Here is a 24891-nt window from a genome sequence, read left to right as displayed (position 1 = left end):
GCAATGGAAAGCCTGATCCCTGTAACAATCCAGATGCTGCTGATTGCCAGCGCATTGGTGTTGTTGGGGATCATGGCCTGGAGCGATGCGCGCTATTTTCGCCTGCCGCTGGTTTCCAATATCATCTTTCTGTTCGCCGGGCTGGTCGTCGGTCACCTTGCTTTTGGCATATCCAAAAGTGACGCGCTGATCGGCGCCGGTGCCGGCTATCTTGGCCTTGCCGCCGTCGCCGCTGCCTATCGACATCTGCGCGGCCGGGAAGGCCTTGGCGGCGGCGATCCGATTCTGCTGGGCGGGATCGGTGCCTGGCTTGGCTGGCAGGTGCTGCCAACGATATTGCTGTTCGCAGCTTTATCGGGGTTGGCCTATGCCGTGCTGCAGCGATTGTTCCGGCCGCGGCGCACGGCCTGGCAGACCCAGCGCATCCCGCTGGGTACATGCCTGATCTTTGCTGCAATCCTGTCCGGCGCAACGATGCTAATCGCCGGCGCGTGACCAGCTCTAGGGCGTTCAGCCGCCCTTGCCGACCGCAGCCTCGATCATCGACAGCAATTGCCCCGAATCCATCGGTTTGCGAATGAACATCCAGCCGGCACTGATATCCGAAACATCGGGCACATAACCGCTCATCAGGATGATTTTCAGATTGGGTTGCTGCGCACAGGCAAGGCGTGCCAGTTCGGTGCCGCGCTGGCCCGGCATGATGATGTCGGTCACCAATACGTCGAATTCCGCTTTCTCATTTGCCCGCAGGGCCGCTTCGCCGGTTTCGCAAGCGGTGACGCTATAGCCTTCGGCTTCCAGCATTTCGACCAGTGCTTCAAGGGCATAGGGCTCATCTTCGACCAGCAGGACGCGGCCCCGGCTATCGCCATTTGCCAATTTTTCGGTGCCATTGCCGTCCGCGGTGACGGGTTCGACATTCTGGTCCACCGTGGGCAGATATAGAGAAACCTTCGCGCCCTTGCCGGGGGCGGATTCGAGCCGCGCATCGCCGCCCATTTCGCGTGCAAATTCAAGCACAGAGGCAAGGCCAAAGCCGGAGCCATTGGATTTGGTGGAAAAAAGCGGTTCAAAGGCGCGCGACAGCACCGCCTCGGTCATGCCTCTGCCATTGTCGGCAACCTCGACGACGATATATTCGGCCGGGGTGCCGGTTTCGTTATCCCGTCTATCCAGCGCCAGCGTCTTTATATCGGTGCGGATCACGATTTCGCCGCCATCGGGCATGGCATCGCGCGAATTGATCAAAAGGTTGGTCAAGCAGTTGATAAACCGCACCTGACTGATCACCGATTGGGTCTGCCCTGCTTTCAGTTCGGCTGACAGCACCACGTTGGAGCCCACAACGGTGCGCAGAAATGCAATATTCTCCTCGACCAGCGGATCGACCGCCATGGGCATTTGAGTATCGGTGCGCTGGTGCGACAATTTCATCAGCGATCCGGTGATGCTGGATCCGCGCGCCGCCGTTTCGCGGATGATTGAAACCAGCCGCTCAATCCGTTCATTATCGCCGAAATCGCGCGAGAGCCGATCGCAATTCAGCTTGATGATCGAGAGAAAATTATTGAAATCATGGGCCATATAGCCGGCGATCCGGCTGACCCTGTCGAGCAGTTCGAGGCCGCGCTGCCGTTCAAACGACAGTTCGAGCGCGGTGTCCTGCGACTCTTCGATCATCGCCCGCTGTAGATTGATCAGCAAAACACCTTGTACCTCTGGATCACCGGGTGCAAATTCACTGATCTGGAACTTGTTTTCCTTAAAGGCCTTTTCCGTTGGAACATGGCGGACCGCCAGAAAATAGCCGCTTTCATCTGCCAGCGGCACAGCCGTGCCTGCAAGCTTATAACCGCCACATTTCGATGTCAGGTGAATGGCGAGGCTCTTCGTCGTTCCAAGATCGAAATATTCGGGACGGCTTCCCCCGGTGAGGTCGAAGGAATCGAACAGCTGCGAACCAATTTCAAGGTCGGGGAAATGTTTCGCGATCGAAGGCCCAAAGCCGGTCAGATGCAGATTGGAATCCAGAGAAATATGGGCGGGGTAGAGATTATCGAACAATTCTTTCTTGATGGAAAAGGTCACCACTCAACTCCATCACGATAGATGATTTCGAAAATGGACGCATCATCCCGCTGTTCAATAAGGGCAACGCTGCCCGTCTGTCCGAACCTGTCCATTAAGCCATAAAACAGGCCAATGACGAATTTTTCAAGCCCTGTGCGTTCGGATCGATAACGAACCTCGATCCGGCCGGGGCTAGTTGCCATCACCGCAAAAGACGGCAGTTGTGCACGGGGCATGGCGGTCGCAACCGCCAGATGCATCCGGTCCAGGTTCGCAATGAAGCTTTCCAGATCCTGGCCAGTAAAGTTTAGAAACTGTTTGAAGGATCCTTGGTCGGCAAATTTGATCCAGTAACGGCCAAATTCCAAAAGGCAGTCTTCCATGGGAAGGTTAAGCCGCGCGGCGGCCTCTGCGACGATCTCAAGCGTCAACGTGTCTTCATAAACCATGCCGGTGATCATTTCGGTCGGGCCGATGCCGAGCTTGCGTTCGGTCGCTTGCCAGGCCTCGTCGCCCAATTGATCGATGACCATGGCGCGGACGCCTTTATGAATCATCCCGTACACGAATACCCCACCCGATAATGCAGTTTGGTCTGCTACATTGTTAAGTTAAAATAATAATTACTCTGTTTCTTGGCGATATAATTCCCTCAGCAATTCGTTCATTCTGACAACCTGTTCCTCGATGCGCCCCAGTTTTGATGCAAGATGCTCGGCGTCGACCTCTTCCAGTTTGGCGCCAAGACGATCCCGTATGTTGCCGCAGCACAGCCTGATGATGTTCAGGGGCTGCATCAACTCATGCAACGCGATGTTTCCGTCGTCTGGAACACTATTTACCGACACTGGCTTCTGCCCGTAATAATTGAAACAAGCTTTGGCACGTAGGCGATGTAAATTGTTGCATCAACTCCGACCTTCGCTGCTTCTGGCTACATCACGCTCAACCTTTGCTACCAATAGCGTCGTTCGGCTCTCCGTTGCGGCGAGAAGGACCCTGCATGTCATCATGACCTTGGGCCTGCTTCTCAGGCGCTGTTCAGGCGAATCGGTTCGCTAACGGTTCTGCCTTAACCATTTAACTAAATTTCTTATTCAGTTAACCTCTTTCTTAAACTGTATTTCGTCAGATCGGGCAAGAGCAATCGGACCCGTTTTGGAGACAACATATTGTCCCAGTTCTGCTGGTTTGTAGTGGTTAATGAATAACCGAATAATATTAACCCCACCGAATTGCTTGCATTGTGGCTGAAATGTTCTGGTTAATTTAACCATGATAATTTGCGGCCAAGTAATTTGCTTCTCATTCGCTGTCGCCATGCAGGCCATCGACCAATTCAACACGGTGTCGATCACAGCCTGACGCGAAGCATCCGAGCGGTTTCGGGTGTCATAGTGAGAGTAAAAGCCATGTTGAAGTTGAACATTAACGATCTTGTTCACATTCTGAAGCAGATCAAGATTGCTGAAAACCACACCGCGACCGGCCAACTTGTCGACCATCTCGGTAACCCCCTCAACAACCTGACGCCTTATGGCCTGCGCACGGTTAGCGGCGTTGACAACAACCTTGTCAACCTGAACGCCGGCGCTGCCGATCTTGGCATGCCGCGTCAGACGGCTCCGGTGTTCAACCCGGCCGAACCCAATCCGCGCACCAACGCGCCCACCAGCTATCAGCAAACGACCGGTTCGGTTTATGACAGCCAGCCGCGTATCATTTCCAACCTGATCGCAGACCAGACGCTGACCAACCCGATCGCGGTGATCACAGCGCTCAACAATGTAGGCATCACTGGCGGCGCGCAATTTGCCGAACTGGTTGATGTAACGACGACTGCCCGTTTCGCGATCAACGAGGCCATTGCAGCCGAAAAGGCCGTGGTCACAGCCGACGCTGCCTGGGTTGCCGCCAATAGCCCACTTAGCGGTGCATTGTTCGACGCACGCGAAACGGCCCTAGCCAATGCTGCCGGCGCAGGAGCGCAGCGCGACCTGGCCGTCCAGAGCGCGCAGGATGCACTCGCCCTTGTTGGCGTTCAAATGCAGAACGGCAATCTGGTGATGCCGAACATCATGCCTGATCTGGGCAGCACTGCGCCGCTCAACGGCTTCATGACCATTTTCGGTCAGTTTTTCGATCACGGCCTGACCATGATCAACAAGGGTGGTAGCGGCACTGTCTTCGTTCCGCTGCAGCCTGATGATCCGCTTTATGTCCCCGGCAGCCCCACCAACTTCATGGTGATGAGCCGCGCCACCAACGGCCCCGGCGCTGATGGCATCCTCGGCACCGCCGATGACGTGCGGGATGCAACCAACACTACCACGCCCTGGATCGACCTCAACCAGACTTACTCCTCGCATGAATCGACCCAGGTCTTCCTGCGTGAATATAAGCTGGTCGATGGCAAGCCTGTCGCCACCGGCTGGCTGCTTGAAGCCCCCAATGGCGGCCCGCCGTCTTGGGCCGATGTGAAGCTGCAAGCGCGCGAGATGCTCGGTATCGAACTGAGCGATATGGACGTGCATCGCGTTCCGTTGCTTGCCACCGATCTCTATGGCAACTTCATCCCCGGCGCGAACGGCTTTGCCCAGATCGTAACCGGACCCAATCTGCCCGCCGATCTGGTTGAAGGCAATCCGGCGGCTCCTGTTGCTGCTAACCTGGCATTGTCCACCGGCCACGCGTTTATCGGTGATATCGCCCACAATGCTGATCCGAAGGCCGGCCAGATTGCGGATGAAGATCTGATTTCGGGCAACGCCATTCCTATAGATGAATTTGGCAATCGCGCCGAATATGACAATGAATTGCTCGACAAGCATTATGTTGTCGGCGACGGTCGTGGTAACGAAAATATCGCACTTACCGCGATCCACCATGTGTTCCATTCCGAACACAATCATCGCGTTGACCAGATCAAGGATGAACTGATTGCAAACAGCATCGCCACGGGCGACTTCAAGCTGATCAGCGAATATCTGGCCGCTCCGATCACGGCAATGCCTGCCGACACGACCACGCTGTTGTGGAATGGCGAGCGTCTGTTCCAAGCCGCGCGTTTCTCCACCGAACAGGTCTATCAGCATCTGGTCTTTGAAGAATTTGTCCGCCTTGTTAGCCCCAACATCGATGCGTTCGTTTTCTCGAACACGGTCGATATCGATCCGGCAATCACGGCTGAATTTGCCCATGCCGTTTATCGCTTCGGCCATTCGCAGCTGAACGAAACAGTCGATGTCCTTGCTGCCAACGGTCAGACTGACACCAGCATGACGCTGGTCGAAGCCTTCCTCAACCCGTCGGCCTTTGCCGGTGCCGGTGCAACGATTGACGATGCAGCAGGTGCAATCATCCGCGGCATGACCCGTCAGGTCAGCAACGAAATCGACGAATTTGTCACCGACGCGCTGCGCAACGATCTGGTCGGTTTGCCGCTCGATCTTGCGACGCTCAACATCGCCCGTGGTCGTGACACCGGTACGGCGTCGCTGAACCTGGTACGTGCCGATTTCTTTGCCCAGACTGGCGACTTGCAGTTGAAGCCTTATGACAGCTGGTTCGATTTCGCGCTTGCGATCAAGAACCCGGCGTCGGTGATCAACTTCATCGCGGCCTATGGCCAGCATGAAACGATCCTGGCGGCGACCACTGTTGAAGCCAAGCGCGACGCGGCCTTTGCACTGGTCCTTGGCGGACCGGGCGCTCCGGCTGACCGCATAGACTTCTTGAATGGGACCGGCGCGTGGAATGCAGCCAATAGCGGCCTCAACACTGTCGACTTCTGGATTGGCGGCCTCGCCGAAAAGAAAATGGCCTTTGGCGGCCTGTTGGGCAGCACGTTCAACTTCGTCTTCGAAGTGCAGATGGAAAATCTGCAAGCTGGCGACCGCTTCTATTATCTCAGCCGGTCGCAGGGCACAAACCTGCTCAACCAGCTGGAAGGTGATAGCTGGGCCAAGCTTGCCATGCGCAACACCGATCTGGGTAATGATGGCAGCACGCACTTGCCCAGCTCGATCTTCCTGACACCAGCCTACACGCTTGAGCTCAACCAGAGCCTGCAGAACATGGCCGATCCGGTTCATGACAATTTCATCCTGCAGGCAATCAGCCCGATGGTTATCCGCAAGGATACCAACAATGACGGCACTGACGATTATCTGCGTTACACGGGCATCGACCATGTCGTGCTCGGCGGTACCGTCGGCAATGACACGCTGATCGGCGGCGAAGGCGACGACACCCTGTGGGGCGGTAAAGGCAATGACAATCTCGAAGGCGGCCAGGGGATCGATCACATCTCCGGTGGTTATGGCGACGATGTCATCACCGATGGCGGCACTCCGGTGGGCGCAGCCGACGTGTTGAACGGCGACGAAGGCAATGACGTGATCAGCTCTGGCGAGGGCCTTGATCTGGTCTTTGGTGGCAGCGGCAATGACTTCATCTTCGGCAACCGTGACAGCAAGACGATCACTTCGGGCGAAGGCAATGACTTTGCGCGCGGCGGCGATGCAGCCAGCTTTGTTGCCGGCAATGAAGGCGATGACTGGCTCGAAGGCGGCGTTGGCGGTGTTGACATGCTCGCGGGTGAAAACTCCGAACTGTTCTTCAACAGCCCGATCATCGGCCATGACGTCATGAACGGCCGTGGTAACGATACCGATTATGACGCAGAATCCGGTGACGACATCATGTTTGAAGGCCTGGGCATCCAGCGCTTTAACGGCATGGCCGGCTTCGACTGGGCGATCAATAAGGACAATCCGGTTGCCGCTGATTCGGATATGGGTATCCCCATCTTCGTCAACCAGCAGAATTTCATTCTGCGCGACCGTTATGACCTTGTCGAGGGCCTGTCGGGCTGGAATTTGGACGACAATCTGGTCGGCCGTGATAGAGTTGCTGGCGCGCTTGGTGCCGGAGCAGCGGCGGTCTTTGATCCGAGTGCACCTTTCTTGTCCTATTCGAATGCACTGACGACGGAAGGCGTTGCCCGCATCGACGGATTTGCTGATCTGGTTGCGCATCTCGGCCGCGAAACGATCCATGCCGCCAGCGGCGAACAGGTTGAAGTCGTGGTGTTCAATCAGGCTGATGTTGTGCGCAATGCTGATGGCGTTGCAACCGACTTGACCGGCCAACCGCATGAAATCCTGCTTGGCGGTAGCGGTAACGATACCATTGAAGGCAAGGCAGGCGACGACATCATCGATGGCGACCGCTGGCTGAACGTCCGCATCGGCATCAACGATGCCAACGGCAATGCAATCGCCTCGGCAGAACATATGTCGAGCCAGGTTCGGGATCTGAACGGCAACCTGCTGTTTGGCGGAAAGACGCTCGATCAGCTCATGCTCGATCGCACGCTCAACCCGGCCCAGCTGTCGATCGTTCGCGAAATGCTCGACACCGACGTCGCGGGTAGCCAGGATACGGCCGTCTATCGCGGTCAGCTGACCGACTATGAATTTGTCCGCAATGCTGACGGTTCGACGACGGTCACCCATGTGCTCCCGACCAACGTCATAAACGATGGCAGCGACCGTCTGTCCAACATCGAGAAGCTAACCTTCGCCGATGGCCTCGGCGGAACGGTGACCTATGACATCAATGCTATTGTCCCGGTTGCCGCAACCGGCGCGCCCTCGATCAACAACATCACGCCGACTGAACGGGATGTGTTGAGCGTTGACCTTGCCGGCATCATCGACCCCAATGGCATCTTCAACCCCACCTATCAGTGGCAGATGTCGTCGGATGGCGGCGTGACTTGGACGGATATTGTTGGGGCGGTTGATGCCACCTTCATCCCCGGCCAGGATCAGGTCGGTGCCCAGCTGCGCGTCAATGTTGCCTATTTCGACTTGACCGGTACCTTCGAAAACCTGAATTCGGCCCCCACCGCAATCGTTGCAGACTTTGCAGAAGCAGCAACCGGTGCGGCGATCATCAGCGACATGACCCCCTATTCGGGTCAGGTTCTGACGATTGACACGGCGTCGATCGCTGATGCCAATGGCGTTGGACCGCTGTCGCATCAGTGGCAGATTTCGACCGACAATGGTGTAAGCTGGACTGACATTGCCGGTGCCAATGGCGATAGCTATGTGCCTGCAGATACGCAGATCGGTGCCCAGTTGCGGGTGATGACCACCTTTACGGATATCACTACCGCAACCGTCGAAACGCTTTACTCGCAGGCCACTGCCGGTCTGATCCAGGGCCCTGTTGCCGCACGCGGTGCACCGGTGATCCTCGACAGCACGCCGATGGAAGGCGAAGTGATGACGGCCGATATTTCGGGTATCATCGACCCTAATGGCGTGATCGATCCGGCCTATCAGTGGCAGGTTTCGACCGACAATGGTGCGACCTGGACGAATATCGACGGCGCAACGGCCAGCACTTTCACGCCGACACAGGCGCAGGTGAGCGGTCAGCTGCGTGTTCAGGTGTCCTGGACCGATGCTGTGGGTACGCAGGAACAGCTGGTATCGGCTGCCTCTGTAGCCGTGGCTGACATGCCCGAAGCGGCAACCGGCGCGGCGATCATCAGCGACATGACCCCCTATTTGGGTGAAGTGTTGACGATTGATACAGCGTCGATCGCCGATGCCAATGGCGTTGGAACGCTGTCGCATCAGTGGCAGATTTCGACCGACAATGGTGTAAGCTGGACTGACATTGCCGGTGCCAATGGCGATAGCTATGCGGTTTCGAATGCGCAGCTCGGCGACCAGTTGCGGGTGAAGACAACCTTTACGGACGTCACTACCGCAACCGTCGAAACGCTTTACTCGCAGGCCACTGCCGGTCTGATCGAGGGCCCTGTTGCCGCACGCGGTGCACCGGTGATCCTCGACAGCACGCCGATGGAAGGCGAAGTGATGACGGCCGATATTTCGGGTATCATCGACCCCAATGGCGTGATCGATCCGGCCTATCAGTGGCAGGTTTCGACCGACAATGGTGCGACCTGGACGAATATCGACGGCGCAACGGCCAGCACTTTCACGCCGACACAGGCGCAGGTGAGCGGTCAGCTGCGTGTTCAAGTGTCCTGGACCGACGGTCTGGGTACGCAGGAACAGCTGGTATCGGCTGCCTCTGTAGCTGTGGCTGACATGCCCGAAGCGGCAACTGGCTCGGCGATCATCAACGACACCACACCTTATTCAACCCAGGTGTTGACCATTGATACGGCGTCGATCGCCGATGCCAATGGCGTTGGAACGCTGTCGCATCAGTGGCAGATCTCGACCGATAACGGTGCAAGCTGGACCGATATCGCTCAGGCTACCGACACGAGCTACACCACGTCGCACGCACAGGTTGGTGCATCGCTGCGGGTCAAGTCGACCTTTACCGATGTCACCACGGGAACAGTGGAAACACTTTACTCGCCCGCCACTTCGGCAATCAGCCAAGGGCCCGTGGCTGCAACAGGTGCGCCGGTTATCAACGATCTGACGCCGACGGAAACTGAAACGCTGACCATCGATACCAGCAGCATTGCTGATACCAATGGTCTCGGGACATTCTCCTACCAGTGGCAGCAATCGTCGGATAATGGCACGACCTGGACCAACATTAATGGCGCGACTGCAGCAAGCTTTACGCCTGCTCAGGCTCAGGTTGGAACCATCCTGCGGGCTGTTGCAAGCTTCACCGATGGCTTCGGCACGGTTGAAACGCTGAACTCGGCTGCGACGGGTGTGGTTGGTGACAACTTCGTCGGAGGTGCAACGACCTTCACCGGTACCGAAGGTGATGACAATGCCATGGGTGCACAGTCCAACGTTGGCGTTGGCGGCAATGACACCATGAACGGTCGTGGCGGTAATGACCGCTTGGATGGCCGGTCGGGTAATGACACCATCACCGGCGGTGCAGGCAATGATACGATCATTGGCGGTGCTGGCACCGATACGGCAGTCTATGCAGGTTCGAGCCAGAGATTCACGCTCAACATGAACGGTACAACGATCACCGTCACCGATAATACAGGTGCGGAAGGCGTTGACACCTTGGTCGGTGTCGAACGACTGCGCTTCAACGGTGCCAACCATACCATTGCAACTGGTACGGCTGCGGCCAACACCGTCAATGGCGGTGCAGGCAGCGAGGCGATCTTTGCTTTGGCTGGGAATGACACCATCAACGGCGGTGCAGGCAATGACCTGATCTATGCCGGCGACGGTGTGGATACGATCACCCAGGCAAGTGCCAATGGCGGTTCCGACTTTGTTGACGGTGGTGCGGGTGAAGACACCTTCATCGTTACCAGCGACACGACGACGGCAGAGAATTTCGTGATCTACACCCGTGCAGCTGCACTGGAAGTGTTCAGCCTGAACAACTTCAATGCCAACACCGAAATCGTCATTGCCCGCAATGGCAACGTGATGGCCGAACTGGATAATATTGAGGAAATCATTGTCAGCACCCTGCAGGTTACCTCGCCGGGTGGGGCCAATGGCGGCACCGTTTCCGGTGACTCGATCCGGGTCGTCGGTGACTTCAACCAGACCAGCCTTAACTTCAACACGATCACCATCGATGGTAACACCGGTAACGACGTGGTCGACATTTCGGCGCTCCAATCGGCGCACCGCATTGTCTTCACCTCGAACGGCGGTCAGGACACCATCGTCGGTGCGCTTCGTCCGCAGGACGTTGTGAACCTCGACACGGCTGCGGCGGCTCCGGTTGCTGCACATGTGACCCAGGTTGATGCCCTTGCTGCACCTGCCCCTGTGGTTGACGCACCTGCCGCTCCGGCTGCAGATGCTCCGGCACCGGTTGCAGTCGAAGCGGTCGCCTTGGCGGCGATTGAACCGGCAGCCCTGCTGGTTGCCGACATGGTCCTCACCGGCAGCAGCAGCGATGATTATCTGGCAGGCGATGCCGGCGACGATAGCATCACTGGTGGTTCGGGTTACGACTATCTCGAAGGCGGCCTCGGCGACGATCGCCTCTCGGGTGGATCGGGCAACGACTCGCTTGTTGGCGGCGATGGCGATGACATTCTGTCGGGTGGTTCGGGTAACGACTATCTCGACGGCGGTCTTGGCGACGACGAACTGATCGGCGGTACGGGTATCGATGCCTTTGCCTTTGGCAATGGCGACACGATCGCTGACTTCATGGCTGGCGATGTGATCGATCTGCGTGACATGGGTGTCACGGCGGGTAACTTCGCCGAAAAGGTCTTGATCGAAGCGGTTCGTGGTGGCTCGCGGATCACCATCGACGGTCAGTCGATGATGGTCGCTAACACTACTCCGGCAGCGATAGAGGCAGCGAGCCTTGTCCTGGCTGACCCTGTCGCACCGGCTCCGACTCCCGTCGTGGATGCCCCGGCAGCACCTGCTGCGGATGCACCGGCACCGGCTCCCGTAGTCGACGCTCCGGCTCCTGTGGTTGATGCGCCTGCCGCACCTGCTGAGGAACCCGCACCGGCACCTGTGGTCGATGCTCCGGCTCCTGTGGTTGATGCGCCTGCCGCACCTGCTGAGGAACCCGCACCGGCACCTGTGGTCGATGCTCCGGCTCCTGTGGTTGATGCGCCTGCCGCACCTGCTGAGGAACCTGCCCCGGCACCTGTGGTCGATGCTCCGGCTCCTGTGGTTGATGCGCCTGCCGCACCTGCTGAGGAACCTGCCCCGGCACCTGTGGTCGATGCTCCGGCTCCTGTGGTTGATGCGCCTGCCGCACCTGCTGAGGAACCTGCCCCGGCACCTGTGGTCGATGCTCCGGCTCCTGTGGTTGATGCGCCTGCCGCACCTGCTGAGGAACCTGCACCGGCACCTGTGGTCGACGCTCCGGCTCCTGTGGTTGATGCGCCTGCCGCACCTGCTGAGGAACCTGCCCCGGCACCTGTGGTCGATGCTCCGGCTCCTGTGGTTGATGCGCCTGCCGCACCTGCTGAGGAACCCGCACCGGCACCTGTGGTCGATGCTCCGGCTCCTGTGGTTGATGCGCCTGCCGCACCTGCTGAGGAACCCGCACCGGCACCTGTGGTCGATGCTCCGGCTCCTGTGGTTGATGCGCCTGCCGCACCTGCTGAGGAACCTGCCCCGGCACCTGTGGTCGACGCTCCGGCTCCTGTGGTTGATGCGCCTGCCGCACCTGCTGAGGAACCTGCACCGGCACCTGTGGTCGATGCACCGGCTCCTGTGGTTGATGCGCCTGCCGCACCTGCTGAGGAACCTGCACCGGCACCTGTGGTCGATGCTCCGGCTCCTGTGGTTGATGCGCCTGCCGCACCTGCTGAGGAACCTGCCCCGGCACCTGTGGTCGACGCTCCGGCTCCTGTGGTTGATGCGCCTGCCGCACCTGCTGAGGAACCTGCACCGGCACCTGTGGTCGATGCACCGGCTCCTGTGGTTGATGCGCCTGCCGCACCTGCTGAGGAACCTGCACCGGCACCTGTGGTCGATGCTCCGGCTCCTGTGGTTGATGCGCCTGCCGCACCTGCTGAGGAACCTGCACCGGCACCTGTGGTCGATGCTCCGGCTCCTGTGGTTGATGCGCCTGCCGCACCTGCTGAGGAACCCGCACCGGCACCTGTGGTCGATGCTCCGGCTCCTGGCTCCGATGCCGCAACCGATCCGAACCGCAACACTGTGATCGCTCCGCCGACACCCGTTGTTCCGGCTCCGGTTGACCCAGTTGCAGATGCGCCGGCCCCTGTGGTTGATGCCCCTGCCGCTCCGGCTCCGGTCGTGGATGCCCCTGCTCCGGTAGTGGACGTTCCTGTCCCGGCTCCGGTGGTGGACGCTCCTGCTGCTCCGACGGCAGATGCTCCGGCTCCGACGCCTGTGGTTGATGCACCTGCTGCTCCGGTGGTTGATGCACCTGTCCAGACCCCGGTGATCGATGTTCCGGCTCCGGTGAACCCGGGCCAGGGCAACGATACCCCGGTCGTGGTCGACGACGGCATTCCTGCCGATCTCGCCCTCGAACCGACACCTTCGCCGCTGGGTGATGTCAATATGCGGGGTTCGCGCCTTGCAGACGTGCTGATCGGTGATGATGACAGCAACGACTTGTTCGGCTTCGGCGGAAGTGACGTGCTGCATGGCATGTACGGCGACGACGTGATGAACGGCGGACGTGGTGCGGACATGCTCTACGGTGGCGAAGGCAATGACCGTCTCTTCGGTAGCCGCGGCTTTGATTATCTCGATGGCGGTGAGGGTGCAGATATCCTCAGCGGTGGCCGCGGAAGTGATATCTTCGCCTTTGGCGATCAGGACGTTATCACCGACTTCAAGTCTGGTGAGGACATGATTGATCTCAACGGAATGGGGATCACCGAAAGCAACTTCGAGGACATGGTCTCCATCACCCGCGACGGTTCGGATCTGAAGGTCAGCATTGCCGGCCAGACGATGACGCTGGAAGACGAGGATGAACTCGATATTGATGACTTCATGCTTGCCTGGGAAGACAATGACAGCCCGATGATCACCGATGCCATTGCGGCGGTGGAAGAAGCATCACCGGCCATCGTCGACATGGTCGCCGTTGAAGACGATACCTTCGGCCCTGCCAACTATGAAAGCCTGCTCAATCTGCCGGCTGACCTGTTGGTACCGGTACAACAAGACATGTTCGGCCCGATGATGTAAAACCGCCATCATCCGGTAAGAACAGGAAGGGCCCGGGGCGTTTATCGTCCCGGGCCTTTTCGCTTATGTGCGGGGGCTTCCTTTCCGATGCATGGCCAGAACATGCATTCAAATCGGCAATAAACGCCGCCATAACGGCTGCGAAACGAACGGAACAAAGGCTGAACCCTTTACGCCTTCTTAATGTGGCGGGCCGATAGCGATGGCATGGAAAATCGCCTCTTAACCTTAGACACCCTGATGCTTCGGGGCAGACATAAGCTACTGATAACGGCGGGTTATCTATCGATTGCGATGATATTTGCGGCCGAGCCTGTAGCCGCGCAAAGCCTGCCAGAGGCCTTGCAGCACGCCTATGACCGGAGTGAAGAAATCGCGAGTGCGCGGGCACAGAATGATGCCGACCGCGCCGGCATTACCATTTCGAAAGCGGGCGGCCTGCCGACGGTGGGCACCACCGTTGGATTAAGCGAAACCCTTTCCGGCTCGACCACTAACAGGGGCCGGGTCGATGTTTCCGGTGAGGTCAGCATGCCGCTGTTTCAGGGCGGCGCGGTGCGCAACGGCGTGCGTGCGGCGCGATCGCGCTCGGATGCGTCGTCTTTCGGCATTGCCGCGGCGGAAATGGGTGTGTTTGGTGCCGTGGTCACGGCCTATGCCGATGTCATCCGGGATCAGCAGATTGTCGATTTGACGCGCAACAATCTGCGCAGCCTGACCACAACCCTGAATGCAACGCGGGCGCGGTTCAGGGCGCGCGACTTGACGCGCACCGACGTCGCTCAGGCCGAATCGCGGGCCGCAATCGCGCGGGGCGAGCTGGAAACGGCAGAAGCGCAGCTTAAGGGTTCTATTGAAGAATTTCGCCGGTTGACAGGGTTGGAGGTTGTCCGGCTTACGCCATTGCCACCGCTGCAGGATCTGCCGGCCAATGCGGAAATGGCCGCTGCCACCGCATTGGAGGAAAACCCCCAGCTTATCTCGGCGCGATCAAAGCTCGAATCGCAACGCTATGAGGTTAAAGCCGCGCGCGCAGAGGCCCTGCCAAAAGTGTCCGCAGTGCTTAATGGCCGTTATTCCGACCGTCAGCTGCAGCCGACCATTCCCGATGACAGCCGTTTTGGCGCGACGGTTGGCGTCACGATGAACATGTCGCTGTTTCGTGGCGGTCAGGTGCCCGCCCGGGTTAGTCAGGCAACTGCACGCGAGATGCAGGCGCTTCAGGAAGCGCAGGGGATTGAGCGCGTTCTCGTTGCCCGTGCCCGCAGCGATTTCGCCAACTGGCGTGCTGCGAAGGAAGTGGTTGTTGCCAGCGGTCAGGCCGTCACGGCAACGCAACAGGCGCTGAGCGGTGTTCGATCCGAAAGCGATGTCGGCTCGCGCACGATTCTCGATATTCTCAACGCCGAACAGGAATTGCGCAACGCGCAGGTCCAACTCGCCAATGCGGAGCGGGATTCCTATCTCGCCGCCTTTTCGTTGTTGATGACGATGGGCCGCGCGCAGGCGCGTAACTTCGGCATTGGCGGATCGGCAGCGGCTGAATTGCCGACCATTCGCGAATTTTCATCGCCAAATGGATCAGCTGCCGCCATGGGCCCAGATGCGCCATCGCAAAATTTGGTGCCCGACGCGGATCTTGCACCGGTGCGTTTGCAGCCGCCCATGATGGCGATGCCATCCTCACCCGTTTCATCCGCCGTTTCTGAGCCTCCGTTGCCAGCATCACCCGCTGCCACAGCGGCTTTGCGACCTGCCGAAATGCGGGTCGCAAAGTCAGCGGAGGAAAAATGGTCACCATTTCCGTCGACCCATTGGGTTGTCCAGCTTGCCGCGCATGAAAGTGCTGCTGCGGCGCGCGCCCATTGGGACCAATTGCAGCCCGTGATCGGGGGTATCATTCCCGGCGGCACACCGATGGTCGCCCTAGCGCCTGACGCGCCGAAAACAGTCTACCGCCTCGCAATCGGTGCTTTTGCCGATTTCAGCGAAGCCGAAACCGCGTGCAGCGATCTGCGCGTGCAGGGTCAAAGCTGCATCGTACGGCGGGTTGCGACCTTTGGCGCTGTGCAGTGGATTGAACAGAAAAGCCGGAAGGCAGGAAAGTGAAAATGAACGACCAACCCCTCGCCAAAGCCACTTTGCCGGCTTCGGAAGACAAGATCAAATTCCTGCTTCGCCGCTCACGCAGCGCGCTGATTGCAATTTTCTTGCTGTCAGCGGTGATCAACGTCTTTGTGCTCAATGGATCAATCTACATGATGATGGTCTATGATCGCGCCTTGCCGTCGCAAAGCCTTCAGACGCTTTTCGGCCTGTTCGGGATCAGCGCCTTTATCTATGTGGCTCAGGCCTATTTTGAGGTGCTGCGCGGCCGGATGCTGTCCGACGTTGCCGTCCAATTGGAAGACGATGTCAGTCCGTTTGCGCTGCATTCGGCGCATGAACTGGCCGTGCGGGGATCGCGCGACGATGCAGGCAACAGCCCGCTTCGCGATCTGGAACAGATCCGCTCCTTCATCGCCGGCCCTGGCCCGGGCGCGCTGATGGATTTGCCCTGGATCATCTTCTTTATCACCATTCTGTCGATGCTGCACATCTGGCTCGGTGTTGCTGCGCTGGGCGGCGCGCTGGTTCTGGTCGCGCTGACCTTTGTATCTGAACGGATCAACCAGAATTCAATCGGTGCAATCGGCGAAATGACACAGTCGCGCAGCCGCTTGATCGAGCGCAAAAGGCGCAATGCGGAAACCGTCCAGTCGCTGGGCATGCGCTCGCGCTTTGCGCGCATGTTCCTCGAACTGAACGGCCGGCTGGCGACGCGCCAGTCCGCGGTCAACGACACGACTATCCTTGTGTCGACAATCAGCCGCACAATGCGGATGTTCATCCAGTCGGTATTGCTGACGGTCGGCGCCTTGCTGGTGATCAATGGTCAGGTTTCTGCTGGTGTGATTTTTGCCAGCTCGATCCTTGCCGGCCGTGCACTTGCGCCGATCGATCAGGCAATTGGCCAATGGCGCGCATTTTCCATGGCCCGCTTCAGCTGGAAGCGGTTGAATGAAGCGATCAACCGCTATGGCATTCCGCCTGCGCGCACTTTGCTGCCGCGTCCCAAGGGCGCGCTGGACGTTGAAGGGCTGTGCGTTGCCCCTCCGGGCAAGGAACGGCCAACGCTCGATTCGGTCAGTTTCTCCTGCCCTAGTGGATCGATTGTCGGCGTGATCGGCCCCAGCGCTGCGGGTAAATCCACCCTTGCTCGCGCCCTTGTCGGCGCCTGGCCCAGCCTGCAAGGCACGGTCCGTCTCGACGGCGCGGCACTCGAACAATGGGATGCAGACGTTTTGGGCCAACATATCGGCTATCTGCCGCAATCGGTTGAGCTGATGGATGGCACCGTTGCGCAGAATATCGCCCGTTTTGATCCCGACGCATCGTCGGAAGCGATCACCCGCGCAGCCGAACTTGCCGGCGTACATGACCTGGTTCTGCATCTTCCCGACGGTTATGAAACCGAGGTCGGGGAAGATGGGCGCAACTTGTCGGGCGGTCAGCGCCAGCGGATTGGGCTTGCGCGCGCGCTTTACAAGGATCCTTGCTTTGTCGTTCTTGATGAACCGAACAGCAATCTCGATCCGGCGGGCGAAGCTGCGCTTGGTTTGGCGCTGATCAACCTCAAGAAAATCGGATCAACTGCGGTCATTGTCACCCATCGCCAGTCGGTGCTGCGCTTCGCTTCGCACATTCTGTATTTGGCCGAAGGCAAGGTGCGGCAGTTCGGCCCGCAAGAAGAGGTGCTGCGCGCGCTTGCCGAACGCAATAATGTTCAACCCATGGCTCCTACCGGAGCGGCGGCGCCCGCGGCACCCCCGACTGCGGAAGCCCCAGTGCATGCCCCAACACATGCAACCGCTGCCTGATCTTTCCATGCCTCATCCTAACTCCGGATATCTTCCATGATCGAACCCAATATGTCCGCCTTTGCCGCCGCCACAGCCGTGGTCCCCGGTAAGGCGAAGAAGCGGCAGCGACTGGCTTATGCCAGCGTCGTCATAACGATTGGCGCGCTCATCGCGCTGTCGACTGTCGTCAAGGTATCAGGCGCGGTGATCGCGGCGGGTAATCTGTCGGTTACCAGCCAGACGAAATCGGTTTCGCACCAGACAGGCGGTATCTTGGCCGACATCCGGGTGCATGAAGGCCAGATGGTCCGCCGGGGAGAGGTGCTGATGCAGCTCGATACGGACGTCACCCTGGCCTCGGTTGCGGCGTCGACCGAAAGCGTATCCGCCTTGTCGGCGCGCCGCGAACGGCTTGAAGCCGAGCTCGCCGGCCGCCCGCAGGCCACATTTGGGGGCGCGGGCAGCAATCCCGAAGTCCAGACCGCGATTGCGCGCGAACAGCAATTGTTTGAAGCGCGGCGCGCAGAAAAAAGCGCGCAGATTGCCATGCTTTCGGCGCGTCAAACGCAGTTGCAGGCGGAAATTACCGGCTATCGCTCGCGCATTGGCGCCCTGCGCAAGCAACAGGCACTGCTCGCCCCTGAATTGCGCGGCCTGCGGGAGCTTTATGCGCAGGAACTGGTGACGATCAACCGGCTCAACGAGATCGAACGTTCGGACGTATCGCTCCGCGGAGAGATTGCGACGCTGGAAGCCAGCATCCGCCAAGCCGAAGCGCGTATCGCCGAAACATCGCGCGAAATGAATATGTACCGGCAGTCGCTGCGCACTTCGGCAGGCCAGGAGCTGAACGATGTGGTCAATACGCTGACCGAGGGGAAGTTGCGATCGGTTGACGCCGAATATGCCTTGGAAAAGGCGACTATCCGTGCCCCGCAAGATGGCTTTGTCGATGCGATCAGCTTTGTAACACCGGGCAGCGCGATCCCCGCCGGTCAGCCGTTGCTGCGGATTGTGCCTGCCAATGACAATCTTGTCGCCGAAGTGCGCGTCAGCCCCGCCGACATCGATCAGGTGCGCTTGGGGCAAGAGGTGCGCCTGCGCTTCTCCGCGCTGCAGGCCGCACAATCGCCCGAAGTGCTGGGCAAGGTGACCTTCATTTCGCCCGAGCGGACCGAAGATCCACGCACCGGCCAGCCTTATTATCGCGTCCGTGTGGCCGGCGAAAAGGGGCATTTACGGTCGGTTGCCGGCGCGCAATTGACAAATGGCATGCCCGTTGAAGCCTATATCACGACGGGCGCGCGTGCATTTATGAGCTATTTGCTAAAACCCATTCTTGACCAGTTGGAAAAGGCCTTCAGACAATAAGCTGGCATTGCGGGTTCGTTTTGCCGCCAGGGCAGGGCGGGCGATTCCTGTTGCCGGCATCCTGCAACGCGTTACCGTATTTTACTGCGCATTGCGCTCTGCGTTGAGTGCGGATAAGGTCGGTGTCACGAGTTCGATTGGAGCGTGTTTTGACCACAGTTGAAAAAGCGGCGTCTGTCCTGCTGGTGGATGATGACGCATACTGCCTGGACGAAAGCCAAGAGGCGCTGACTAATCTCGGTTATGATGTCGCTTGTGCGACGGATGCCATGTCGGCGCTGAAAATGATTGCCGACAATCCAGATATCGGGATCGTCATCACCGATCTGCGCATGCCAGGCATGGACGGCCACACTTTTCTTGAGGAACTTGCGCTGCGGTTCATGCCAAAGCGGCCGATCGTCGCCCTGGTTGTTACCGGCATTCCCAGCCTAGAGGCGGCGACGCTTGCAATGCGTTACCGTGCGATGGATTTTCTATCCAAACCGGTGTCAACTGATGCACTCGCCGGGGCGTTGCGGCGCGCATCTGCTAACCTTGCCAGCATGACGTTCAAGTTCCAGCTTGCCGGTTTTGAGGCAGAGCGTGCGCTTACCGCGCATGACGCGGACGCCATGGATGTCGCGAATGCTGATTCGGAACCGACACCTGAGGAATTGAGCACATTTGTCCAGAAGCTACTGAAATATCAGCAGAATCGGGCGCGCTTCTTTGATCCGGAGCTGTTTTCGGGCCCGTCATGGGATATATTGCTTGATCTTGCGGCCGCCAGTTTCCGCGGCGAGCCGGTTGCGGCATCCAGCGTTTGCGCCACAACTTTGGTCCCCTTCAGTACTGCGCTGCGGCATGTGAACAGCTTGGTCGAGGCAGGGCTTGTCCGGCGCTGGACCGATCCGACCGATAAGCGGCGCAAGATGCTCGAACTTGAACCCGAAGCCAGTGCGATGATGAAGCAATATCTCGAAACCGGCTGGAAAATGCAGCACCGCTAGGCGCGACTTACGCAGTTTCCATCCAAATCGGATGAAATCACTCGCAATGCTGCAGCGATTATATGTGCGCTTTATGATGGTCGGGTTAGACCTAGGCTTCTCGGGAGAGGAGAGGAGCCTCGGGTCGCATCAACGCTCCGCTTTTCAGGGGAGTTCCGAGGGCCCCGGTGCAATCTTGCAAAAGCAGGATTGACCGGGGCGTTTCTCCTCGCCGCTCGATTTCGGGCGGAAACAGAATGCATGGCAAAAGGGGATAGCCAGCATTGCCAACGATAACAGGGTGGTCAAACCGTCATCGCGCCAAGTTAATTAGCTGCATGTGCGGCCACTTACTTGGTTAATGCCAAATCGCGTCGGAACATAAGTCGAATTTTTTTGGTTTTCGGCTTGTTGGATGGTTATAGTTGCACAAAACGGTTGGGATGAAACTGAATTTTTGGCCTTTTGAACCCTTCTGGCTCGTGCCTGTTGGGCGCATCTTGTCGATGCCAGTTTCAAACATATCAGGCAGTTAATGGACATGCATGATCTATCCGATGATCGGAGCTTCGACGCTGCCTTGCGGCGCGAAATGGAGTATCTGCTGGCGAGCAGCATGTTTCGCAAATCGCCCAAGCTTTCACAATTGCTGGCCTATCTTGTCGGCGCCACGCTGAGGGGCGAAGGTGAAACGCTGAAAAGCTATACGGTTGCAGTTGATGGCCTTGGTCGCGCAGCTGATTTTGACGCGCAGGCCGACAGCTATCCCCGCGTGCAGGTGATGCGCCTGCGCAATTTCCTGTCATCCTTTTACGCACGTTACGAACCGGTTGGTGAGTTGTGCATCTATATTCTGCCGGGCAGTTACCGCGTTCGCTTGGCAAAATTTTCCATCGCCTATCCCGATATCGTCGTTCGCAATGCACGCCGCCGCCTTGGTTCGTCTGCGGTTGAGGTGGAACCGGTTGCTGTGGCCGAATCCGGCACTGTCGGGACCAGAGCTGATCATGATGAACCCGCCGCAATTGCCAAGGCCGCACCATTGGTGGTGGCGGGCAGGAACAGGTTCAAGCTCCCTCAGGCAGTATTGTGGGGCGGCGCTGCGGCAGCGGCGTTGGTCGCCGCGGTGCTTTTTGTCCCAAAATTTGGCAAGGGCGAAGGCGTATTGCAAGGCGTGCATGCGCCCGTGCTGCGCATCAGCGATATTTCTACAGGCGCCGATCCGCTTTCGCGCGAAATCGCAGGCGAAATCGAACATGCGCTGGAGAATGGCATCGCCCAAAGCTGGGCCGTCGACACGTTGGGCAGCGTCGAAGGCAATGATAGCGGCAGTGCGCGCGCGGATTATCGATTAGACGCGAATCTCACGCGATTGGGCGGTGATGGCCGGCAATTGTTGATGGAAATGATCGACAAATCTGACGGCCGCATCATTTGGTCTGAAAGCTATCCGATCGATGATAGCAAGCCGATCCAGCCCCAGTTGCACCAGGCATTGGTCCAGATCACTACTCCGCTGGGCGTGATTGGTCGGCGCGAACTGGCGTCGGGTGACACTCAAAAATATAGCGGCTATCGCTGCCTTGTTGCGGCACAGGCTGTCATTGCGGGCAAGACTTTCGTCTCTGCGGAGAATGTAAAGCAGTGCCTCGATCAGCCGCTCGGCAATCCCCAACTGGAAGCTGTTCGGTTGAGCTCCGCTGCGATGCGCTCGGTCCAAGAGGGTCTATTTAACAGCCAGTCCTTGGCGATAGCGAATGGCGAAGATCTGGCTGAGCGTGCGATCGAGACCTATCCTGACGAAGCATCGGGGCATTTTGCGCTGGCGTGGATGAATTATATCCAGAATTCATGCGCAGCCGGCAATTACCATGCCGAAGAGGCGTTGCGCTATAATCCCTACGATCGCACGGCAACCGTCTATCTGGCAAGCTTTGCTGAAGAATGCGCTTTGCCCGGCGGTCCGGAATTGGTGGAACGGGCTCTGGCGTCCCGCGTTGACGGCCAGTCGTCACTCGGCCTTGCGATTGTCAATCTTGCGTTGAAATCAGGTCGCTCCGACATTTTAGGTTCGGTCAGCCCCCGCCGGTCCGCCTCTGTTTCGGCGGACCCGGATAGCCTTTTGAGTGATGCGATCATCGCAGCTTATTTTGGTAATGCAGCATTGAGCCGCCAAAGCTGGGCTGCTTTTGTGAAACTGCAGCGGCGGCCGGGTGCGACTCCGGATGAACTGTTGCAAAAGACTGTTTTCTCCAAAGCCAATCGGACCCGAATTCTCAACCTATTGCGTGAGAAAGCCGTTTTGTCCGACGTCTGATACTGCCGGCGCTTCGTTTCATGCCGTTACATATGTTAACAGGCATTAGCAAATCTTCTGCTGCAGTCTATATATTGATCTATATTGCCCAAATGACCACAAAATATGGTGTTACATATATATTTAACGGTGTAACACTGCTTTTCGGCATTAAAGCTGGGTAGTTAGTTGGACATGGAAACGGGCTGCCTTATTTGCTCGACATAACTGGTCCTTGGTCGGGTTAGGCGGACCCCACTCGTTTCCTTTTCTGCGTCGGCGCTACAATATGCCCTGCGGCGCCGACGCAGAAAATAGCTTTACCGACCTGATCTCGAAACGTCCGGCTTAAAGGCGCAATTATGCGCGCGATTTCGCGCGCCCAGCTCCAACGTCACGACGGCGCGGTGATCAGGTCTCTTGCAACCTGACCTTAGACAGATCGGCAGGATGAACCGATGGCCGCCTACCCCGAAAGCTTCGCTTCAACAACCCCAGCAAACCCTGATCGCGCATCGCGCGACGCAGAGGAAAATGGCAATGGCGAGCCGATCCGTCTTCTCAAGATTGCGCGGCTGAAAAGCCTGCTGAACGGAAACGAAGCGATGATCGTTGTCCGCCAATTGTCCAAAAACTTCGCACGCTTCGATGCCTATCTGCCGCTCCTAATCGGTGAATCGGTCGAGATTGATTTTGACGATACTGGCGCATTGCGCGGCATCATCACCGAACGCATGATCAATTCCTTCGCGATGCAGTTTGTCGATGGTTGTGATCCCATCGCCCGCATCCGCCAAGCTGAACAGGATGGCGCTCTGCAGCCCAAAAGGCGCCCGCGCGTATCGATCGGTGTTGCCGTAACGCTGCACGCCAAGTGCGGCACCTATAAGGCCAGTCTGGTCGATCTATCGGTTGGCGGGGCCAAGATCGAAACTGAACAGCCGCTGCCGCCGCTTAACGAGATTCAAATTCGCGGTTGGGACCGGGCGCCCATCACTGCCCGAGTCGCGTGGCAAACGAGCACCCAGATTGGCGTGATCTTCGTCCGGAAATTGTCGATTTCCGAACTGCTCACCTGGTCATCCTGATAGACTAAGATGCGGATCGCCGCCTCTCTTTCTACATGCACATTGGGGCTTTGTGCGATAATGCATCCGCAGCTTGCCTCAGCCGCTGAAGAGCCGCCACGCCATAATCGCGCCACGCCTATCGTCGCCACGGTCGAGGTCATCGAGATGGCAAAGGTATCGTTTCAGCGCGCTCCGTCTGCCGGAACGGCGGCACACACCCAGATGCGCAACGCTCCGCGCCAAGGCCAGATAGTTCGCACCTGTGCCGACATCGGCACCGACCAGCGCTGTTTGCTGGTGACTTTCGAATGAAAAGCGCCACCTTCACTTCGGCGATCATCGCCCTGCTGCTAAGCCAGCTGCCGTATGACGCCTTCGCGCAATCGGCACCCGCGCTTGCTCCCCAGATCCGGCTCACCAGTCGCGTCATTGCCGACCCGCTCGGATCGCTTCGCCCCAAAGCCTTGCCGGGCGCGGTGATTGAATATGAACTGGCGGTTTCGAACGTCGCCCGGGCGACAACGGCAAACAATATCTTTGCAATCACCAGCCCGGTTCCGCCGCAGCTGATGCTGATTGTCGGAATGCCAGATGCAGCACCCGGCACTGCGTTTGAATTTGTCAATCAAAGCGGTGGTGGCCGCGACGGTTGCAGCATCGAGACATTGGCTTCGTCTGCTGACTGCGTCGAATTCTCTGACAATGGTGGCCGAACTTTCGATTATGTTCCGACTCCCGGCATTGACGGGGTCGACAGCCGCGTAACCCATTTGCGCTTCAAGGTTCGCACAGACGGCGATCTTTCACCCACCGACATCGGCCAATTTTTGCTGCGTTACCGCATGGTTATGGAATGATGATATGAAAAGCTACACATTCGATCAGCCGGATCAGATCACCGGTGCCAACGGTGCGAATCCACTTACATCGTTATTGTCGAACGTCCTCCACCGCTTCACCGCGATCAAGGACCGGCAGGAAACGCGACCGACAATTCGTATATCAAAAACCCGAAGCGACGTTCACCATGTCGAATGTTTTGACACCCTGACGCCGGACCGTGTGGAAGACCATATCCCGGCCGCAGCCGGCCTTTTTGGCAATGGCAGCAATGTCGATATCTTCCTTCATGACCAGAGCATCGTGAGCGGCGATATCATCGCGCAGGATGACGCATCCTACACCGTCAACGTCGCAGAATGGACCTATTTCGATAATAATGTCCTCGCCACCATGACGGGGGCAAGCACCGGCAAGAAGGTGCAGAAGATCATGGAACTGGGCGCGGATATATCGGCGCGCTACCAGTCCATACTGGCTGACGCAAAACTGGTCCATTTCAACCGCAAGGGCGCAATCATCGGCTTGGCGCTGCATCTGGATCTTGGTGAGCGCATCCAGCTGGCCTGCAACGACCATCGCCCGATTTGCGGTGTCGTTAAATGGCAGTTTCTCAATCTGGTGGGCCTAGAATTCCTCCGTCCGATGACTGGGCTGGAACGCTCCCGCTGGGTCAGGTGATACACATCATTTGGCCCATCCTGTCCGGATTTTCGGATT

14 protein-coding genes are annotated in these 24891 nt (G+C 58.2%); 11 read left to right on the top strand and 3 right to left on the bottom strand.

Annotated features, from left to right (window positions below; genetic code table 11):
• Nucleotides 1-3 precede the first annotated feature (3 nt).
• Nucleotides 4-495: an A24 family peptidase gene (locus RSE16_02500; GenBank protein ID WRH76355.1), complete on the top strand. Its 492-nt coding sequence runs from the start codon at nt 4-6 to the stop codon at nt 493-495.
• Nucleotides 496-510: 15 nt separating this feature from the next.
• Here the strand turns inward: RSE16_02500 and RSE16_02495 are convergent, their stop codons facing one another.
• The 3 genes from RSE16_02495 to RSE16_02485 form a co-directional block, all read right to left on the bottom strand.
• Nucleotides 511-2091, bottom strand: coding sequence for a response regulator (locus RSE16_02495; GenBank protein ID WRH76354.1), 1581 nt, complete (start codon nt 2089-2091; stop codon nt 511-513).
• Nucleotides 2088-2630 carry a heme NO-binding domain-containing protein gene (locus tag RSE16_02490; GenBank protein ID WRH77282.1) on the bottom strand — a complete coding sequence of 181 codons (543 nt, stop codon included), beginning with the start codon at nt 2628-2630 and terminating at the stop codon, nt 2088-2090. Before RSE16_02490 ends, RSE16_02495 begins: the two co-directional genes overlap by 4 nt.
• 66 nt (nt 2631-2696) lie before the next feature.
• Nucleotides 2697-2882: a hypothetical protein gene (locus tag RSE16_02485; protein WRH76353.1), complete on the bottom strand. Its 186-nt coding sequence runs from the start codon at nt 2880-2882 to the stop codon at nt 2697-2699.
• Nucleotides 2883-3485: 603 nt separating this feature from the next.
• Here RSE16_02485 and RSE16_02480 point away from each other — a divergent pair.
• The 10 genes from RSE16_02480 to RSE16_02435 all read left to right on the top strand — a co-directional run bounded on the left by RSE16_02480 (nt 3486) and on the right by RSE16_02435 (nt 24852).
• Nucleotides 3486-13721 carry a peroxidase family protein gene (locus RSE16_02480; protein ID WRH76352.1) on the top strand — a complete coding sequence of 3412 codons (10236 nt, stop codon included), beginning with the start codon at nt 3486-3488 and terminating at the stop codon, nt 13719-13721.
• A 294-nt stretch (nt 13722-14015) separates the two neighbouring features.
• A complete protein-coding gene (locus RSE16_02475) occupies nt 14016-15830 on the top strand; it encodes a TolC family outer membrane protein (protein ID WRH76351.1) in 1815 nt (604 codons plus the stop codon).
• Between the two features lie 2 nt (nt 15831-15832).
• Nucleotides 15833-17641 (top strand): type I secretion system permease/ATPase, encoded by a 1809-nt coding sequence (locus RSE16_02470; protein WRH76350.1) that lies wholly within the window; start codon nt 15833-15835, stop codon nt 17639-17641.
• A 36-nt stretch (nt 17642-17677) separates the two neighbouring features.
• Nucleotides 17678-18994, top strand: coding sequence for an HlyD family type I secretion periplasmic adaptor subunit (locus RSE16_02465; GenBank protein WRH76349.1), 1317 nt, complete (start codon nt 17678-17680; stop codon nt 18992-18994).
• Between the two features lie 149 nt (nt 18995-19143).
• A complete protein-coding gene (locus RSE16_02460; GenBank protein ID WRH76348.1) occupies nt 19144-19986 on the top strand; it encodes a response regulator in 843 nt (280 codons plus the stop codon).
• A gap of 520 nt (nt 19987-20506) precedes the next feature.
• Nucleotides 20507-22282, top strand: a complete 1776-nt coding sequence (locus tag RSE16_02455; GenBank protein WRH76347.1) for a hypothetical protein — start codon at nt 20507-20509, stop codon at nt 22280-22282.
• Nucleotides 22283-22719: 437 nt separating this feature from the next.
• Nucleotides 22720-23349 carry a PilZ domain-containing protein gene (locus RSE16_02450; protein WRH76346.1) on the top strand — a complete coding sequence of 210 codons (630 nt, stop codon included), beginning with the start codon at nt 22720-22722 and terminating at the stop codon, nt 23347-23349.
• Between the two features lie 60 nt (nt 23350-23409).
• On the top strand, nt 23410-23643 hold the full coding sequence (locus tag RSE16_02445) for a hypothetical protein (protein ID WRH76345.1): 234 nt from the start codon (nt 23410-23412) through the stop codon (nt 23641-23643).
• The gene (locus RSE16_02440; protein WRH76344.1) at nt 23640-24188 is read left to right on the top strand and encodes a hypothetical protein; all 549 of its coding nucleotides are present in this window, start codon (nt 23640-23642) and stop codon (nt 24186-24188) included. Before RSE16_02445 ends, RSE16_02440 begins: the two co-directional genes overlap by 4 nt.
• 4 nt (nt 24189-24192) lie before the next feature.
• Complete coding sequence (locus RSE16_02435; GenBank protein WRH76343.1) at nt 24193-24852, top strand: hypothetical protein; 660 nt, start codon at nt 24193-24195, stop codon at nt 24850-24852.
• The last annotated feature ends 39 nt before the right edge of the window (nt 24853-24891 follow it).

Source organism: Sphingobium sp. (genome assembly GCA_035196065.1).
In the GTDB taxonomy this organism is placed as follows: Bacteria; Pseudomonadota; Alphaproteobacteria; order Sphingomonadales; family Sphingomonadaceae; genus Sphingorhabdus_B; species Sphingorhabdus_B rara.
The sequence above is the reverse complement of the archived record's forward strand: the minus strand, read 5'-3'. Positions and strand labels throughout refer to the sequence as shown.

Coding starts and splice junctions, on each gene's coding strand:
- RSE16_02470 (WRH76350.1), top strand. CDS start 15,833: ATGAACGACCAACCCCTCGCCAAAGCCACTTTGCCGGCTTCGGAAGAC.
- RSE16_02435 (WRH76343.1), top strand. CDS start 24,193: ATGAAAAGCTACACATTCGATCAGCCGGATCAGATCACCGGTGCCAAC.
- RSE16_02475 (WRH76351.1), top strand. CDS start 14,016: ATGATATTTGCGGCCGAGCCTGTAGCCGCGCAAAGCCTGCCAGAGGCC.
- RSE16_02455 (WRH76347.1), top strand. CDS start 20,507: ATGCATGATCTATCCGATGATCGGAGCTTCGACGCTGCCTTGCGGCGC.
- RSE16_02440 (WRH76344.1), top strand. CDS start 23,640: ATGAAAAGCGCCACCTTCACTTCGGCGATCATCGCCCTGCTGCTAAGC.
- RSE16_02445 (WRH76345.1), top strand. CDS start 23,410: ATGCATCCGCAGCTTGCCTCAGCCGCTGAAGAGCCGCCACGCCATAAT.
- RSE16_02490 (WRH77282.1), bottom strand. CDS start 2,630: ATGATTCATAAAGGCGTCCGCGCCATGGTCATCGATCAATTGGGCGAC.
- RSE16_02450 (WRH76346.1), top strand. CDS start 22,720: ATGGCCGCCTACCCCGAAAGCTTCGCTTCAACAACCCCAGCAAACCCT.
- RSE16_02480 (WRH76352.1), top strand. CDS start 3,486: ATGTTGAAGTTGAACATTAACGATCTTGTTCACATTCTGAAGCAGATC.
- RSE16_02465 (WRH76349.1), top strand. CDS start 17,678: ATGATCGAACCCAATATGTCCGCCTTTGCCGCCGCCACAGCCGTGGTC.
- RSE16_02500 (WRH76355.1), top strand. CDS start 4: ATGGAAAGCCTGATCCCTGTAACAATCCAGATGCTGCTGATTGCCAGC.